Below are 14,257 nucleotides of genomic sequence, written 5' to 3' on the forward strand. Positions count from 1 at the left end.
CCGGCCTGCGTGCCATTTCCGCTGTTGAATCAATCCGGTGAAGCCATCAGGACGCGGACAGGATGTCCGTGCCCTTCACCACGGCGCCGCCCTTCAGGACGAACTGCGTCTCGCCGTTGACGCTGCGCACCTCCTTCACCGTGTCGGTCGTCACGGTGGCGGTGGTCAGCGACGCGCCCGCCTTGTCCTTCGCCGTCACGCGCACGAGGTAGGTGCCGTCCGCGGCGGTGGCGCCGTCGCTGCGCTTGCCGTCCCAGGTGAAGGTCTGCCGGCCGGTCTTCGGGCTGCCGGGGGCGCTGTAGATCACCTGCCCGGCGTCGTTCACCACCTCGATCTTCACCGACGCGGCGGCCCCGTCGATGGCGTAGGCCATCTCCGCCTTGCCCTCCGACAGGCTGATGCGGTCGGACGCGGCCTCCACCTTGCGGCCCAGATAGGCCATGTCCAGCCGCATGCCGCTGTTCTTCAGCGTGTCCAGCACCTGCCCCAGAGTCTCGTTCGTGCGCACGCCCTGTTCCACGGTGGAGAGCTGGGCGAGCTGCGTCATGAACTGGGTGGCGTCCATGGGGGACAGCGGGTCCTGGTTGCGGAGCTGCGCGGTCAGCAGCTTGAGGAACGCCTCGTAATCCACCGTCTGCTTCTTCGCGGCGGCGGAGGGGGTTGCGGTGGCCGTGTTGGTGGCCGCGGTCGTGGTCATGGCGGGTCCTTGCGGCTAGACGGAGATGTCGACGAGGCCGTCGATGGGGCGGGCGGCGCGTTCGGGCGGCAGGGCGGTGGCGGGGTCGGCGAGGCGGACCGCCCGTCCGGTGCCGTCCTGGCGTCCGCCCGTCCCGTCGCCCTGGCCGGAGAAGGCGAAGCCGCGCGGCTCGCCGTCGCCGCGCAGCGAGAAGTTCAGGGTGCCGCCGTCCAGCTCGAACCCGGCGTCGGACAGGGCGCGCTCCAGATGGTGGATGTCCCGGCGCAGCAGAGCCAGCGTCTCCGGGCTTTCGGCCTGGACGTGCAGGGCGACGCGGGCGCCGCTCAATTCGGCGACGACGCGGACGGGGCCAAGCTCCTCCGGCTTCAGGTCGATGTGGAACTCGCCGCCCCCGGCCTCGACGACGCGGACCAGCTGGCCGGCCACCTGGGCGGCGGGCAGCCGCGCCGCGGCGCTCTCGCCGGGATGCGCCGCGTAGTGGGCCGCCGCGTGGGCCGCCGGCGGGGCCAGGGCGGAGGGCAGCGGGGCCGCAGCGGCGGGGTCCGCCGGGGAGGAAAGCGCCGACAAGGCTTCCGGTCCGGCGGGCGGGTTGCCGCGGCCTTGCCCCTGGCCCGGATTTTGGCCGGTGCCGCCGTTGGACGCGGCGTTGCCACCCGCCTGGGCCATCGCCTGCTGAAGCTGGGGCGATGGGCCCGGCGTCGCGTCGGTCTTGGCGGGCGTCGCGGAATCCTTGGCCTGGAACAGCGGGGCCGAGTCCGGTTTGGCGCCGGAAGCCGGCGGAGGAACGGACGGGGCGGCGGGTGGCGCGGTGTCCGTCGCGGCCTCCGGCGTCGTGCCGTCCGGCATGGTGCCCGGGGTCGCCGCGGCGGTGGGCGCCAGGGGCAGCGGCGCGGCCGGCTGCGGCGGACCGGGTTGGGCCGGCGCCGGCGGCTGCGGTGTCGCGGCGGCATCCGCCGGGGGAGCCGCAACGGGCGGCAGCACGGGCAGGCCGCCGGTCGACGGCAAAGATTCCGGCAAAGCGCCGGCCTCCGCGATTCCCGGCGCCGTGGCGGGCGGCGGTGCGGTCAGCAGCGGCAGGAGTGCCGCCAGGGCGGCATCGGCGCTGGCTGGTGCGCCGCCGGTTTGAGCGGAAGAGTCGGCGTGGTCGGTGGGTTCGCCCTCGGCCCCGGCGCCGCCGCGTCCCACCGCGTCGTCCAGCAGGTCGGCGAAGGGCGTGCCGGACGCCTCGCGTTCGCCCGGCGCGCCGGAGGACGGCGCCGCCGTTCCCTCCGCGGAACGGGCGGGGCGGGGCGGTGGGGGGGCGATGACGTCGGGAAGGCTGGGCATGATGTCTCTTTTTGGGAGAACCGCGTGTCTGGCAGCCGGGGCCGGGTTCAGTTCGTCGGCGTCTGCATCAGGCGGACGGGAAGCGGGGCGGGCGGCGGGGGTCGGTCGCCGGGCAGGGCGCGGCGTTGCAGGACGAGGCGGGTGACCTCGCGCGCCTTGCCGTCCTCCAGCTCCGCGATGATCGGGGCGGAGCGGCGCTCGGCCATGCGGTCCAGCACGTCGATGATGATGTCGGTTTCCAGGTCGTTGAAGATGCGCGCGGCGTCGCGCGGCTTCATCGTCTCGTAGATCGTCACCATGCGCTTCAGGTCCTCCTGCTGGAGGGTGGAGCGCTGCTGCATCAGCGCCTCGACGTCGCGCTTGATGGTGCTCAGCTTCTGGATCTGGACGGTCGCGCGGGTCTCGGCGGCGGCCAGCACCGCTTCCGCCTCGCCGAGATGGCGGGTGCGGGCGGTCACGTCGGCCTTCTGCTCCGCGATGGCGGCGCGCAGGACCGGATCGGTGCAGCTCGCCGCGGGCAGGGCGGCGTCCGCGGGCGGGGCCGCCGGCGTCATCGGCAGCGCCGCCATGGCGGGGTTTGCCAGGGCGGGGGCCGGCTCCGGCACGGCATCCGGCGACGCCTCGGCACCGGCCTTCAGGTCCTTGGCCCAGGGGCGCTCATGCTTGCCGAACTCGCGGTCGAACTGCTGGGCGACCACCGGCAGCCCTTCCATCAGCGAGCCGAGCTTGAGCGGCAGCACCATCAGGATCGCCACCAGCGTGATGGGAAGTACGCGCAGCATGGCTCAGCGCTCCGGTCCGATGGCCCGCAGCCGGGCGTAGAAGGCGTTGGCGGCCTGCTGCCGCGCGCCGCCGGCTTCCGCCACGGATTCGGCGTCCTCCTCCGCGACAGGCGGCAAGCCTTCCGCCGGGCGGGCGGCGGCCCCGGCCAGCGCGGCCCCGGCCAGCGCGGCAACGCGCATCGGGCGGAAGCCGTCCTCGTCCTCCGCCGCGTCGGCGTCCGGCGCGGGAGCGGCGTTGGCCGTCGAGGGGAGCGGGGCGGGCGCTGGTTCCATGACGGTGGCCACGGCGGCGGCGGGCGGCGGGACCGGGCGGGGCCGCGGGCGCGGCGCCGGACCCTCCTCCAGCCGGCGGACCAGGGCGCGGGCCTCCTGCACGGACGCCTCGATGCGCTTGGACGCCCGCTCGCAGGAGCCGAGCACCAGCGCTGCCTCCTCGGTCACGCCCTTGGCGCGGTCGAGCCCGTCGGACAGCTTGGCGGAGGCCTCCGTCGCGGCGGCGACCAGCCGCTGCACCGAGGCCTCCGTCTCGTCGATGGTCTTGGAGAAGGTGCCGATCAGCGCGCCGATCTCGGCCTGGCTGGAGCGCATCACCTTCAGCCGCTTGTTGACGATCACCAGGAACACCGTGGCGGTGACGAGCATGACCGCCAGAACGGCGTCAATGAGGAATGAGACCATCGATCAGCTCCTGCTTGGTCTCCAGGTCGGTGTCGATCTTGACGGAGATGTTGCCGTTGCGCTGGCCCATGTGGCCGGCGAAGAGGGGGGTGGTCTTGCTCTGCAGAACCACCGGCGCGTCGGGGTCGATGCGCAGCTTCAGCGAGGTGCCCTTTTCCCAGTTCAGCACCTCGCCCAGCGACACCTGCGTCTGCTGCAGCACCGCGACGAGGTCCAGCTTGGCGCGCATCAGCTCGGCCTTCAGGTGGCTTTCCCACACCGTGTCGTGGCCGAACTTCTCGCCCATGAAGGTCTGCACCAGCTTGCCGCGCACCGGCTCCAGCGTGGCGTAGGGGATGACCACCTCGGCGTGGCCGACGCGGCGCTCCACCTCCACCGCGATGCGCACGCGGATCACCGCGTTGGTGGCGCGGGTGATGGTGGCGAATTGCGGGTTGGTTTCCAGCCGGTCGAAGGTGAAGTCGATGGGCGTGATCGGGTCGAAGGACTGGCTGAGATCCTGGAGGATGACCTTGATCAGCCGCTCGGTGATCTTGCGCTCGATGGAGGTGTAGGTGCGCCCGTCGATGCGCCGGGCGCGGCTGCGCCGTCCGCCCAGCAGCACGTCCATCATGCAGTAGATCAGCGCGCTGTCGACCGAAACGACGATGTGGTTGTCCCACTGCTCCGCCCGCGCGACGCCGACCAGGGCGGGAAGCTCGATGGTGTCGAGGAACTCGTTGTAGCGCAGCCAGTCGATGCGCAGCAGGCTGGCCTCCACGCTGGTCGAGGAGAACTGGCGCAGCGAGGTGTTGAGCAGCCGGACCATGCGGTCGAAGACCACGTCCAGCATCGGCAGCCGGTCCTTGTTGACCGTCGTCGTGCTGATCAGCCGTTCGATGGCGCGGGTCTGACCGGCGGATTCGGTCTGCGGCCCGACGGCGAAGTTCAGCAGCCGGTCGATCTCCTCCTGGCTCAGCTCCTTGGTGTCGGCCATCAGGGTGGCGGCCTCGGACTCGCCGGAGTCGCCGTCCAGGCCCCAGTCGAGGTCGTCCCCGGAACCGTCCCCATGGCCGCCGAATTCGCCGCCGCCGCTTTCGTCGCCGTCATCCGTGTCGATGGGAGTGCTCATCCGTTCCTCTGGGTCGGCTATTGGGTGAGAAGGCTGCGCAGCAGGACGTCGGACACCGTGTCCGGGCCGAGGATCAGGTTGAAGCGGCGGCGCAGCTCCCCGCGCAGCCGCAGCAGACCGGCGGAGCCGCGCAGGTCGTGCTGGTCGATGTTGCGCAGGAACTCCTGCTGGGCGTTGACGAGATGGGGCATCGCCTGCTCCACCCGCCCGCGGTCCTTGGGCGCCAGCGCCAGCGTCACCCCGATCTTCATGAAGCGCGACGGCGTGTCGGGGCGCAGGTTCACCAGCAGCTCCGGCATGTCGAGCGTCGCCTGCGCCGGCTCGGCGATGGGCGTGCCCTCGAACAGCCGCGCCACGCCGTCCGGCCCGACGGCCATCCAGTAGCCGCCGAACCCCGCCGCGGCGACGCCGCACAGGGCGGCCGCCCCCAGCGCCAGCCGGGCCAGCGGCAGCACGATGACGTACATCCGCTGCCGGCCCGGCGTTCCCGTCCTTGCCTTTCCAGCATCTGTATTCATCGCGGCCGGCGCCTCCAAAATACCGAAAATTTGAGAGACTGTTTTAAACGATCAAGTTTTAGCGACTTCCTTCCGGTCTATCTTCGCGGCTTTTACTCCGCTTAAAAGTCATCCCGGTAGGTTGTGAAGGCTCACGGGGTGAACATTACGGTCCCCGCTTTTCGGAAACTTTAAAGGTGCGGGTGTCGTGACGGGACTGATCGACAATCTGCGGACGCTTGGGCGCACGCGCCTTCTGGTGCTGGCCGGCACGGGCGTCGGCATCGTCCTGGCGGTCGCCACCATGGCGGTTCTGCTGTCGCGGCCGCACATGACGCCGCTCTACACCGGGCTGGAACCGGCGGAGGCCGGGCGCATCGTCAAGGCGGTGGAGGCCATGGGGGTGCCGGTGTCCGCCGCCTTCGACGGCACCGCCGTCCAGGTGCCGGAGGCCGAGGTGCCGCGGCTGCGCATGCTGCTGGCCGAGAAGGGCCTGCCGTCGCGCGGCGGCATCGGCTACGAGCTGTTCGACACCGACAAGCCGCTGGGCATCACCAGCTTCATGCAGCGGATGAACCGGTTGCGCGCCATGGAAGGCGAACTGGCCCGCACCATCGAGACGCTGTCCGGCATCGAGGCGGCGCGGGTCCACATCGTGCTTCCCGACCGCGAGGAGTTCTCGCGCGCCGCCCCCACCCCGACCGCCTCCATCGTGGTGCGCATGCGGGGCCGGGCGCCGCTGGAGCGGCGGCAGGCGCTGTCCATCCGCCACCTCGTCTCCGCCGCCGTGCCCAACCTGAAGCCGAGCGCCGTCACCGTGCTCGACGCCTCCGGCGAGGTGCTGCTGACCGAGGAGGACGGCGACGCCCGGTCCTCGGCGAAGGTCGACGGGCTGCGCGCCGGCCACGAGACGCGCATCTCCCGCGCCATCGAGCAGATGCTGGTGGCGCGGCTGGGGCAGGGGAATGTTCGCGTTCAGGTTGCTGTCGACGTCGAAACCAAGCGCGAGGTCGTGCGCAGCCAGAGCTTCGACCCGAACAGCCAGGTCGTCCGCTCCACCCAGACGGTGCAGGAGCAGGACCGCAGCCTGGACAGCACGGGCGAACCGCCGGTCACCGCCGAGCAGAACCTGCCGCAACGCGAGGTCCGCGCCCAGTCCCAGAACAACCGCTCCTCCTCCGACTCCAAGCGCCAGGAGGAGACGGTCAATTACGAGATTTCCAACGTCGCCCGCGAAACGGTGATCGAGCCGGGCGACATCCGCCGGGTCAGCGTCGCCGTGCTGGTCAACGGCACCTGGGCGACGGCCCAGGACGGCACCCGCAGCTACGAGGCCCGCTCGCCCGAGGAGCTGCAGCGCATCACCGAGCTGGTGCGCTCCGCCATGGGCTTCAGCGAGGCGCGCGGCGACCGGGTCACCGTCGACAACCTGGAGTTCGTCAACCTCGCCCCCGAGCTGGGCGCCCGCGAGCCGATGGCGGAGATCGTCGACACGCTCAGCCGCAACGTGATGACGCTGATCCAGTGGGTGATCCTGCTGGTGCTCTGCGGGTTGCTGATCGTGCTCGGGCTGCGCCCGCTGATCCGCCGCGTCTTCCCGGCGCCGGAACCGGTGGCGGCGGAAACGCCCACGCCGGCGCTGGCGGCCGGGGCGGCGATGCCGCAGCTCACCGGCCCGGCCATGGGCGGCGATCCCGCCATGCAGGCGGCCCAGCTCACCGACGCGGGCGAGCCGGCGGCGGCGCTGCCGGGCATCGAGGAGACGATGGACCAGCTCATCGAGCTGCGCACGGTGGAGGGCCGGGTGCGCGCCTCCTCGATCCGCCGGCTGGGCGACATCGTCGACCAGTATCCCGATGAGGCGATCGACATCCTGCGCTCCTGGCTCTACGAGGAGGCGGTCTGATGGGCTACCCGCGCTACCGCTTCGACCTCCGCTTCGACAGCACGGCCCAGGCCGCAGCGCAGGCGGCGGCGGAGTTCGGCGTTGCCCCCGAACCGGACCCCGTCGATCCGTTGGACGAGATCGTCCATTCCGAACGCCACCTCCAGGCCGCCGTCTACGGCGCCGAGGTCCGCGCCTTCGCCGAGGGCGTGGAGCAGGGCCGGCGGGAGGGGGCGGCGGAGGCCGCCGCCCGCACCGACGCCGCGCTGGCGCGGGCGCTCTCCCACCTCGACGAGCAGTTGGCCGCCCTGGACGACCGCTTCGCCGACGCTCTGCGCGGGGTCGAGGCGCAGGGGTCGGCGGTGATGCTGGCGCTCGTCCGCCGCCTCGCCCCGGCGCTGCTGGAGCGGATCGGCGCTGCGGAAACCGATCGTCTCGCCGCGGACGCCCTGCGGCTGGCCGGCGGGTCGCCGCGGCTGCGGCTGCGCGTCCATCCTGATCTGGCGGACCCCGTCCGCGCCCGGCTGGCCGACCCGGATTCCCTTGGCTTCAAGGGCGCGCTGGAGGTCGTCGCCGACCCGTCCCTGCCGCCCGGCGGGCTCGATGCCGCCTGGGAGGCCGGGGGTCTGCGCTACGACCCGGCGGCGGTGGAGAGCGCCGTCGCCGGCCTGTGCGACCGCGCGCTGGCCGCCCTGTCCGCCGAACATGACCTCTTCACCGACACGGAAAGCACCGCATCATGGCCCCACTGAATCTCGACGTCCTGGAAGACGACGCCAAGCCCGCCGAGAAGGACGCTGCCGGCATTCCCGCCGCGGCACCGGCCGGCGGCTCGATGAACGCCATCTACAACGTCCCGGTGGACGTGCAGGTCGTGCTGGGCCGCACCAGCATGCTGGTGGCGCAGCTCCTGAAGCTCGGCCGCGGCGCCGTGGTGGAGCTGGAACGCAAGGTGGACGAGCCGGTGGAGGTCCTGGTGAACCACCGTCTGGTCGCCCGCGGCGAGGTGGTGATCGTCGAGGACCAGCGGCTCGGCGTCACGCTGACCGAGATCGTGCGCACCGATCTGGCGATCGATTGACCCCCTCGGCACCGCATCCACGGGTTCCCGCCATGATCCGACGTCTGGTCCTGTACGGCCTTCCCGCCGCGCTCGCCGCGCTGCTTCCCGCGGCGGCCTGGGCGCAGGGCAGCGGGCTGGACCTGTCCTCCATCGGCAGCGCGCTCGGCAGCGCCACGGGGGAGAGCGGGTCGCTGTCCGGGCGCGTCATCCAGGGCATCGTCCTGCTGACGGTGCTCAGCGTGGCGCCGGGCCTGCTGGTCATGGCGACCTCCTTCACCCGGATCATCGTCGTGCTGTCGCTGCTGCGCTCCGCGCTCGGGCTTCAGCAGTCGCCGCCGAACATGGTGCTGATCAGCCTCGCCATGTTCCTGACCTTCCACATCATGGGGCCGGTCTTCGACGCGGCGTGGCAGGACGGCCTGCGCCCCATGCTGAACGAGCAGGTGACCCAGGAGCAGGGGCTGGAGCGGATGGTCGAGCCCTTCCGCAACTTCATGGCCTCCCAGGTGCGGGACAAGGACCTGTCGGCCTTCGCCGGCTTCACCGGCAAGCCGGAGGCGGAGCAGCCGAAGACGGCGGCCACCGCCGACCTGCGCGTTCTGGTCCCGGCCTTCCTGCTGTCGGAGCTGCGCCGCGCCTTCGAGATCGGGTTCCTGATCTTCCTGCCCTTCCTGGTGATCGACATGGTGGTGGCGGCGGTGCTGATGGCGATGGGCATGATGATGCTGCCGCCGGTGATGATCGCGCTGCCCTTCAAGATCATCTTCTTCGTCCTGACCGACGGCTGGTTCCTGATCGCCAACAGCCTGATCCGCTCCTATGGGGGAACCTGACGCGATGACCGAGCCCCGGCTGCTGCCCGCCGTTCCCTCCGCCGGCCTGTCGGCGCCGCCCGCCTCACCCCCCGCCGGGGCGTCGGGAATGGCCGACAGCGTGACCGCCTTCGCCAGGAGGCGGGGCGTCACGGTGGACGACGAGACGGCCGTCGTCACCCTTCTGAACGCGCTCGACCCCAACCCGCTGGTGCCGCACCGCATGGTGCTGGTCGCCGGCAGCGTCCTGGCGAACGCCTTCCGTCACGACCGTCTGCAGGGCGACCGTCCCCTGGAGCGGGACGACGATTCCGACCACTCCACCCTGACCGCCGACCGCTTCTTCTGAGGTGCCAGAATGGGCATGCCGATCAAGATCCGAGACAATTTCAAGAGCCTGAGCGGGTCGGAGAGGACCGCGGTCATCTTCCTGGCGCTGGGCGAGGAACGCGGCTCCCGCCTGATGGAGAAGCTGGACGACGACGAGATCCGCATGGTCAGCCGCGCCATGGCCAGCCTGGGCAACGTCACCTCCAACCTCGTCGAGGCGCTGCTGCGCAGCTTCACGGAGCGCTTCGCCAACACCGGCTCCGTCGTCGGCTCCTACGACAGCACGGAGCGCATGCTCTCCCGTTTCCTGCCCGACGACCGCGTGTCGGAGATCATGGGCGAGATCCGTGGCCCGGCCGGCCGCACCATGTGGGAGAAGATGTCCAACGTGAACGAGGGCGTGCTCGCCACCTATCTGGCGGGCGAGTACCCGCAGACGGCGGCGGTCATCCTGTCCCGCATGCGCAGCGACCACGCCGCCAAGGTGCTGCCGCTGCTGGCCCCGGCGCTGCGGCTGGAGGTGATCGAGCGGATGATCCAGATCGAGTCCGTGCAGCGCGAGGTGCTGCTGGACATCGAATCCATCCTGCACAACGAGTTCATGGCCAACTACGCCCGCACCCACGGCGCCGACACGCACGAGCGGATGGCCGACATCTTCAACCGCATCGACCGCGACACCATGGCCGACATCTTCACCGACCTGGACGCGGTGATGCCGGATTCGACGCACCGCATCCGCCAGCTCATGTTCACCTTCGAGGATCTGCTGCGGCTCGACCGGGTGTCGCTCCAGGCGGTGATCCGGCGCTGCGACACCGGCCAGCTCGCCATCGCGCTGAAGGGGGCGGAGGCGCTGCAGCGCGACCACTTCCTGTCCGTCCTGTCGGAGCGCGCCCGCATGATCCTCCAGGACGAGATCGAGAACATGGGGCCGGTGCGCATGCGCGACGTCAACGAGGCGCAGGCGGAGATCGTGCAGGTCGCCAAGGCGATGGCCGACGACGGGGCGATCGTCCTTCCGCAATCGGACGAATCGGACGCCGTTGTCTACTGAGTCGTCTACCGATGGGTGTGCTCATGCCGGACGCGGTCGCCGAGGTCGGCCATCTGCTGGCTGTGGTCGAGGCGCTGGACCCGCGGGCGGCGCAGGAGCTGCGCGGCGGGCTGCCGCGCTGCGATTCCACCTTCGGCCTCGGGCTGGCCTTCTTCCTGGCGGCGACCGCCAACGGCGCGCGGGCCTGGCTGGGGCCGAAGCGCTGCCGGTTGCTGGAGCAGCTCGACGGCGGCGCCTTGCTGGACGATCTCGATCTGGCGCTGGCGCCGCGCCACCGCCGCACCGCCGACGGGCGGGAGTGGCGGGTGATGAGCATCCCGGTGATGGACGGCACGGCGGCGGGCAGTTGCCGCGGCCTGCTCTGCGCCATTTCCGACGGGGCGGACCTCCAGACGGGAAGCGCGCTGGTCCTGCAGATGCGGCTGCCGGCGCTGGGGGCGGTGCAGCTCGTCGCGGCGGGGGAGGGGCGGCGGTTCGACGTGACGCTGCAGACCGGCGGCGGCCTGTCCGCCGCGGCTCTGGCCGACATGCAGGACGGGTTCGCCGGAGCCATGGGCGACGCGGGTCTGGGCGGCGACCTGACGGTGGGACCGCTGGCCGGGGCCTGGCTGGATCTGGAGGAGGAGGCTCTCAGCGCGGACTGGTCGGGGTGAGCCCCCGTCGGAACCGGGGGGACTTGGCTGAAGCCGCCGATCCGGCTCAGCTCCACCCGGTTTCGATCCGCGCTCCCTGACGATGCCCGTCCAGGTGCTGCAGCTTGTCCGGGTTTCTGGTGATGTAGATCGCGAGAATCTTTCCCTGCTCGATGTGCAGAGCGGTGGTCTGCACGATCCCGCCGCCCTCGACGGACATGAAGCCGGGAAGCCCGTCGATCATGGCATAGCGCACGAGACGGGACGGGGACCGGGTGAACTCCTGCGCAAGCTGGGCGTGCCGCGCCATCACCTCACCGATTCCGACCAGTGGACGCTGCGAGGCCGGCACCCTGCCGCCGCCGTCCGCGCTGGCAATGACGTCATCGGCGAGAAGCAGGCGCAGACGCTCCATGTCACCGTTGCGCGACGCGTCAAAGAAGGCGGCGGCGATCTCCAGCCCATGTTCCTTCGTCACCAGGAAGCGTGGGCGGGCCGCCTGGATATGCTCCCGCGCCCGGCTGGCCAGTTTGCGGCAGGCCGCCGTTTCACGGCCGATGGCGCTGGCCACATCGTCAAAATCCATGCCGAAGACATCGTGCAGCAGAAAGGCCGCCCGCTCCAGCGGCGACAGACGCTCCAGCGCGATCATCAATGGAAGCGTGATGTCGTCGATGGACTCCAGTTCCCCCGCGTCGACGATCGGTTCCGGCAGCCACGGCCCGATGTAGGTTTCGCGCCGGCGCCGCGCGGATTTCAGTTCGTTCAGACAGAGGCGCGTGACGATGGTGTGCAGCAAGGCCGCCGGCTGACGGACCGTCTCACGGTCGCTCGCCAGCCAGCGGAGATAGGCATCCTGAACAACGTCCTCGGCATCCGCCACCGATCCGAGCATCCGGTATGCGAGACGGATGAGGCGGGGGCGAATTGCAGTGAATGATGGATCGGCGGGGATGTCGCTCATGGTCCTGCGGCCTTGCCGTTCCTTCGTTACACCGCGTGAACGGCGTCGACCGTGTAGAGGCTCGGCGCGACCGCTGTCGCGAGACCGGCGAAACGCCTGATTTGCTCTTGCGTCTCGGGCTTCTTCATGAAGTTCTCGAAGTGCTCCCTGGAGGCCCATTGAGCGTAGTTCACGACCTTCTTCCCGTCGAGGCTGCTGTGGATGCAGACCGATACGAAGCCGGGTTCGTGGCGAATGGTGTTTTCGGTCGATTCCGAGAGGGCCTTCGCCAAGGCGGCCTGCTTCTCCGGCTCGACCTCGTAAACGTTGATCAGCGTCAGGCATGAGGACTGAGGGTCGATCGCGGCGGTGTTCACGGCCATGGTTGCTTCCTTCGAAAGTGTAGCCTCGAAGGGGATGACAACGCCCACCCGCGAAATGTGACATGCCGGACGAAAAAGGGAAACGCGAGGGGCCCAGGCGCTCCCTCACCCCGCCAGCCGCGCCTCGCCGACCCCGCGGCCGAACCCCACGTAGCCCGGCAGCGCCCGGCGCGCCGGCAGGGCCGGGGCAGGGTCCTCATGCTCGGGCGGTGCCTCGAACTTGTAGCCGCGTCCGTAGACGGTCTCGATGTAGCGGGCGCCGCCGGTGGCCTCGGCGATCTTCTTGCGGAGCTTGCAGATGTAGACGTCGATGACCTTGTCGAGCGGGTCGGCGCCGGACAGGCCGTAGACCTCGTCGTAGATGTGCTCCTTGGAGACCACGCGGCGGTGGTGGGCGGCCAGCACGCCGAGGATGGCGTGCTCGCGCTGGCTCAGCCGCAGCCGCTCGCCGCCGACCTCCGGGTCGCGTCCGTCGAGGAACACCGTCAACTGGCCCACCCGCACCGCGTTGCTCAGCAGGCCGCGCGAGCGCCGCCGCGCCACCTCGATGCGCGCCCGCACCTCGGCGCTGACCACCGGCTTGACCAGCACGTCGTCGGCCCCGGCGTGGAGAAGTTCCACCGTCGTCGCCACGCAGCGCCGGTCGAGCAGGCAGAGGATCGCCGCCCCGACCTGATGCGCCCGCAGCGCCGCCACGCAGCGCGCCGGGTCGTCGACGCTGCCCAGCACGATGGCGTCGTAGCCAAGCCCCTCGGCGCCCTGCTGTTGCAGAAGTTCCTCCAGCCCGGCCCAGTCCTGGCGGTCGTAGCGGATCTTCCCCATGCCGAGCTGACGGCCGAGCGCGTCGGCGATCAGGGGGTTCGGTTCAACCAGGACAGCACGCATGGGGTTCTCCGCAGCATCGGATCGGCCAGGGCGATTGTTTTGCTTTTTAGGAAAAGTCTTTTTCGCGCCTGCAAACATCATTCAAAAAACCAATCGAAATCCGTACTGTCAATCGTTGGTGTTAATACCTTGGCGAGAGTCGGGAGTCGGCGTTAAAGCGGTTTTAAAACCCGTTAACAGACCTGATTTTGGAAAATTTGCCGACGAAATCCATGCAAATGCGAGATGAATTCTCGGCTTTGTTTTTTCCGGGCCGCTTCTGGCCCTGGCCTATGGAAAAAAGGTTCCTGTGCGCGGCGCGCGGGACGCGCTACTGTGGCGCTGCAGGCCCGACTGTCAGGATAAGCCGCGATGACCGAGATAATGCCGCTCTCCAACGCCGAGGACACGCCGCCTCCGCCCGCGGCACCGGCCAAGCGGGCCACGCGTCAGCGCACGGCGAAGGCGCCGTCGGAGGAAACCACGCAACTGCTGCGCGTCTACGGGGATCAGGTCGCCACGCTCGGCGAACAGATCGCCAAGGCGGAGGCCGCGGCGGACAGCGAACGGGCGGAACGGCTGCGGGTGATCGCCGAGCACGCGTCCGAACGCGAACGCTGGCGCGAGGCCATCGGGCAGGTGGAGCGGGCGCGCTCCGGGGAGATCGGGACCCTCCAGGGCGACCGCGAGGCGGAGCGCGAGCGCATCAACCAGCTCGTCGAGACGCTGATCGCCGAGACCTCGGCGCGCGAGCAGGGGATGGCCCGCGCGCTCCAGGACGCGGAGGACCGCCTGTCCGCGGTGAACGCGGAGATCGCCGCCCTGCGCCTGTCCCATGCGGTGGCCCTGGACCGGCTGCAGGCCGACCGGGAGGCGGAGCGCAAGCGCATCGGCGACCTCGTGGAACGGCTGATCGCCGACACGGAGGTGCGGGAACGCGGCTTCCGTCAGCGCATCGAGGCGGCGGACCGCCGCGTCGAGGAGGCGCAGGCGGCGTTGGAGCAGGAACGCCGGACCAGCGCCGATCTGGAAAAGCGGCTGGAGCGGCTGACCGGCACGCTGGACGGCCTGCGCCGCGACCGCGAGGCCGAGGTCGCCGCCTACGAGGCGATGCGCGACCAGTGCCGCGTCCTGGTGACCGAACTGGCGCGGCGGCAGCGCCCCTGGTGGCGCCGGATGTTCCGCCGCTGATTTTTA

Annotated in this window: 17 protein-coding genes; 8 read left to right on the forward strand and 9 right to left on the reverse strand. The window is 70.5% G+C overall.

Going from position 1 to position 14,257, the window contains the following annotated elements; genetic code table 11:
* Window positions 1–46 precede the first annotated feature (46 nt).
* The 6 genes from TSH58p_RS20330 to fliL are packed head-to-tail and all read right to left on the reverse strand — an operon-like array spanning window position 47 to window position 5,061.
* Complete coding sequence (locus tag TSH58p_RS20330; protein ID WP_109070345.1) at window positions 47–697, reverse strand: flagellar hook assembly protein FlgD; 651 nt, start codon at window positions 695–697, stop codon at window positions 47–49.
* Window positions 698–712: 15 nt separating this feature from the next.
* A complete protein-coding gene (locus tag TSH58p_RS20335) occupies window positions 713–2,023 on the reverse strand; it encodes a flagellar hook-length control protein FliK (RefSeq protein WP_109070344.1) in 1,311 nt (436 codons plus the stop codon).
* Between the two features lie 47 nt (window positions 2,024–2,070).
* Window positions 2,071–2,805, reverse strand: a complete 735-nt coding sequence (locus tag TSH58p_RS20340; protein WP_109070343.1) for a MotE family protein — start codon at window positions 2,803–2,805, stop codon at window positions 2,071–2,073.
* A gap of 3 nt (window positions 2,806–2,808) precedes the next feature.
* Complete coding sequence (locus TSH58p_RS20345; RefSeq protein WP_109070342.1) at window positions 2,809–3,483, reverse strand: DUF6468 domain-containing protein; 675 nt, start codon at window positions 3,481–3,483, stop codon at window positions 2,809–2,811.
* Entirely contained in the window at window positions 3,464–4,594 is a 1,131-nt protein-coding gene (gene fliM / locus TSH58p_RS20350) for a flagellar motor switch protein FliM (protein ID WP_109070341.1), read from the reverse strand. The genes TSH58p_RS20345 and fliM overlap by 20 nt, the downstream gene beginning before the upstream one ends.
* A gap of 17 nt (window positions 4,595–4,611) precedes the next feature.
* Window positions 4,612–5,061, reverse strand: coding sequence for a flagellar basal body-associated protein FliL (fliL, locus tag TSH58p_RS20355; protein ID WP_247874058.1), 450 nt, complete (start codon window positions 5,059–5,061; stop codon window positions 4,612–4,614).
* Window positions 5,062–5,299: 238 nt separating this feature from the next.
* Between fliL and fliF the strand changes: the two genes are divergently transcribed.
* The 7 genes from fliF to TSH58p_RS20390 are packed head-to-tail and all read left to right on the forward strand — an operon-like array spanning window position 5,300 to window position 10,891.
* Window positions 5,300–6,997 carry a flagellar basal-body MS-ring/collar protein FliF gene (gene fliF / locus TSH58p_RS20360; RefSeq protein WP_109070340.1) on the forward strand — a complete coding sequence of 566 codons (1,698 nt, stop codon included), beginning with the start codon at window positions 5,300–5,302 and terminating at the stop codon, window positions 6,995–6,997.
* Window positions 6,997–7,728 carry a FliH/SctL family protein gene (locus TSH58p_RS20365; protein WP_109070339.1) on the forward strand — a complete coding sequence of 244 codons (732 nt, stop codon included), beginning with the start codon at window positions 6,997–6,999 and terminating at the stop codon, window positions 7,726–7,728. The genes fliF and TSH58p_RS20365 overlap by 1 nt, the downstream gene beginning before the upstream one ends.
* Entirely contained in the window at window positions 7,716–8,057 is a 342-nt protein-coding gene (gene fliN, locus TSH58p_RS20370; RefSeq protein WP_109070338.1) for a flagellar motor switch protein FliN, read from the forward strand. The genes TSH58p_RS20365 and fliN overlap by 13 nt, the downstream gene beginning before the upstream one ends.
* Window positions 8,058–8,089: 32 nt before the next feature.
* Complete coding sequence (gene fliP, locus TSH58p_RS20375) at window positions 8,090–8,872, forward strand: flagellar type III secretion system pore protein FliP (RefSeq protein ID WP_109070337.1); 783 nt, start codon at window positions 8,090–8,092, stop codon at window positions 8,870–8,872.
* A gap of 4 nt (window positions 8,873–8,876) precedes the next feature.
* Window positions 8,877–9,200, forward strand: coding sequence for a hypothetical protein (locus TSH58p_RS20380; RefSeq protein ID WP_247874057.1), 324 nt, complete (start codon window positions 8,877–8,879; stop codon window positions 9,198–9,200).
* A gap of 15 nt (window positions 9,201–9,215) precedes the next feature.
* The gene (locus tag TSH58p_RS20385; RefSeq protein WP_348981591.1) at window positions 9,216–10,238 is read left to right on the forward strand and encodes a flagellar motor switch protein FliG; all 1,023 of its coding nucleotides are present in this window, start codon (window positions 9,216–9,218) and stop codon (window positions 10,236–10,238) included.
* Between the two features lie 11 nt (window positions 10,239–10,249).
* On the forward strand, window positions 10,250–10,891 hold the full coding sequence (locus tag TSH58p_RS20390) for a hypothetical protein (RefSeq protein ID WP_109070334.1): 642 nt from the start codon (window positions 10,250–10,252) through the stop codon (window positions 10,889–10,891).
* Between the two features lie 46 nt (window positions 10,892–10,937).
* On the opposite strand, the gene TSH58p_RS20395 is transcribed toward TSH58p_RS20390, so the two are convergent.
* The 3 genes from TSH58p_RS20395 to TSH58p_RS20405 form a co-directional block, all read right to left on the reverse strand.
* The gene (locus tag TSH58p_RS20395; protein WP_109070333.1) at window positions 10,938–11,834 is read right to left on the reverse strand and encodes a sigma-70 family RNA polymerase sigma factor; all 897 of its coding nucleotides are present in this window, start codon (window positions 11,832–11,834) and stop codon (window positions 10,938–10,940) included.
* A gap of 26 nt (window positions 11,835–11,860) precedes the next feature.
* Window positions 11,861–12,196 carry a putative quinol monooxygenase gene (locus TSH58p_RS20400; protein WP_109070332.1) on the reverse strand — a complete coding sequence of 112 codons (336 nt, stop codon included), beginning with the start codon at window positions 12,194–12,196 and terminating at the stop codon, window positions 11,861–11,863.
* 105 nt (window positions 12,197–12,301) lie between these two features.
* Window positions 12,302–13,081 (reverse strand): response regulator transcription factor, encoded by a 780-nt coding sequence (locus TSH58p_RS20405; protein WP_109469356.1) that lies wholly within the window; start codon window positions 13,079–13,081, stop codon window positions 12,302–12,304.
* A 351-nt stretch (window positions 13,082–13,432) separates the two neighbouring features.
* Here TSH58p_RS20405 and TSH58p_RS20410 point away from each other — a divergent pair, with 351 nt between their 5' ends.
* Window positions 13,433–14,251 (forward strand): hypothetical protein, encoded by an 819-nt coding sequence (locus TSH58p_RS20410; RefSeq protein ID WP_109071480.1) that lies wholly within the window; start codon window positions 13,433–13,435, stop codon window positions 14,249–14,251.
* Window positions 14,252–14,257: the final 6 nt, after the last annotated feature.

This window comes from Azospirillum sp. TSH58, assembly GCF_003119115.1.
Lineage (GTDB): Bacteria > Pseudomonadota > Alphaproteobacteria > Azospirillales > Azospirillaceae > Azospirillum.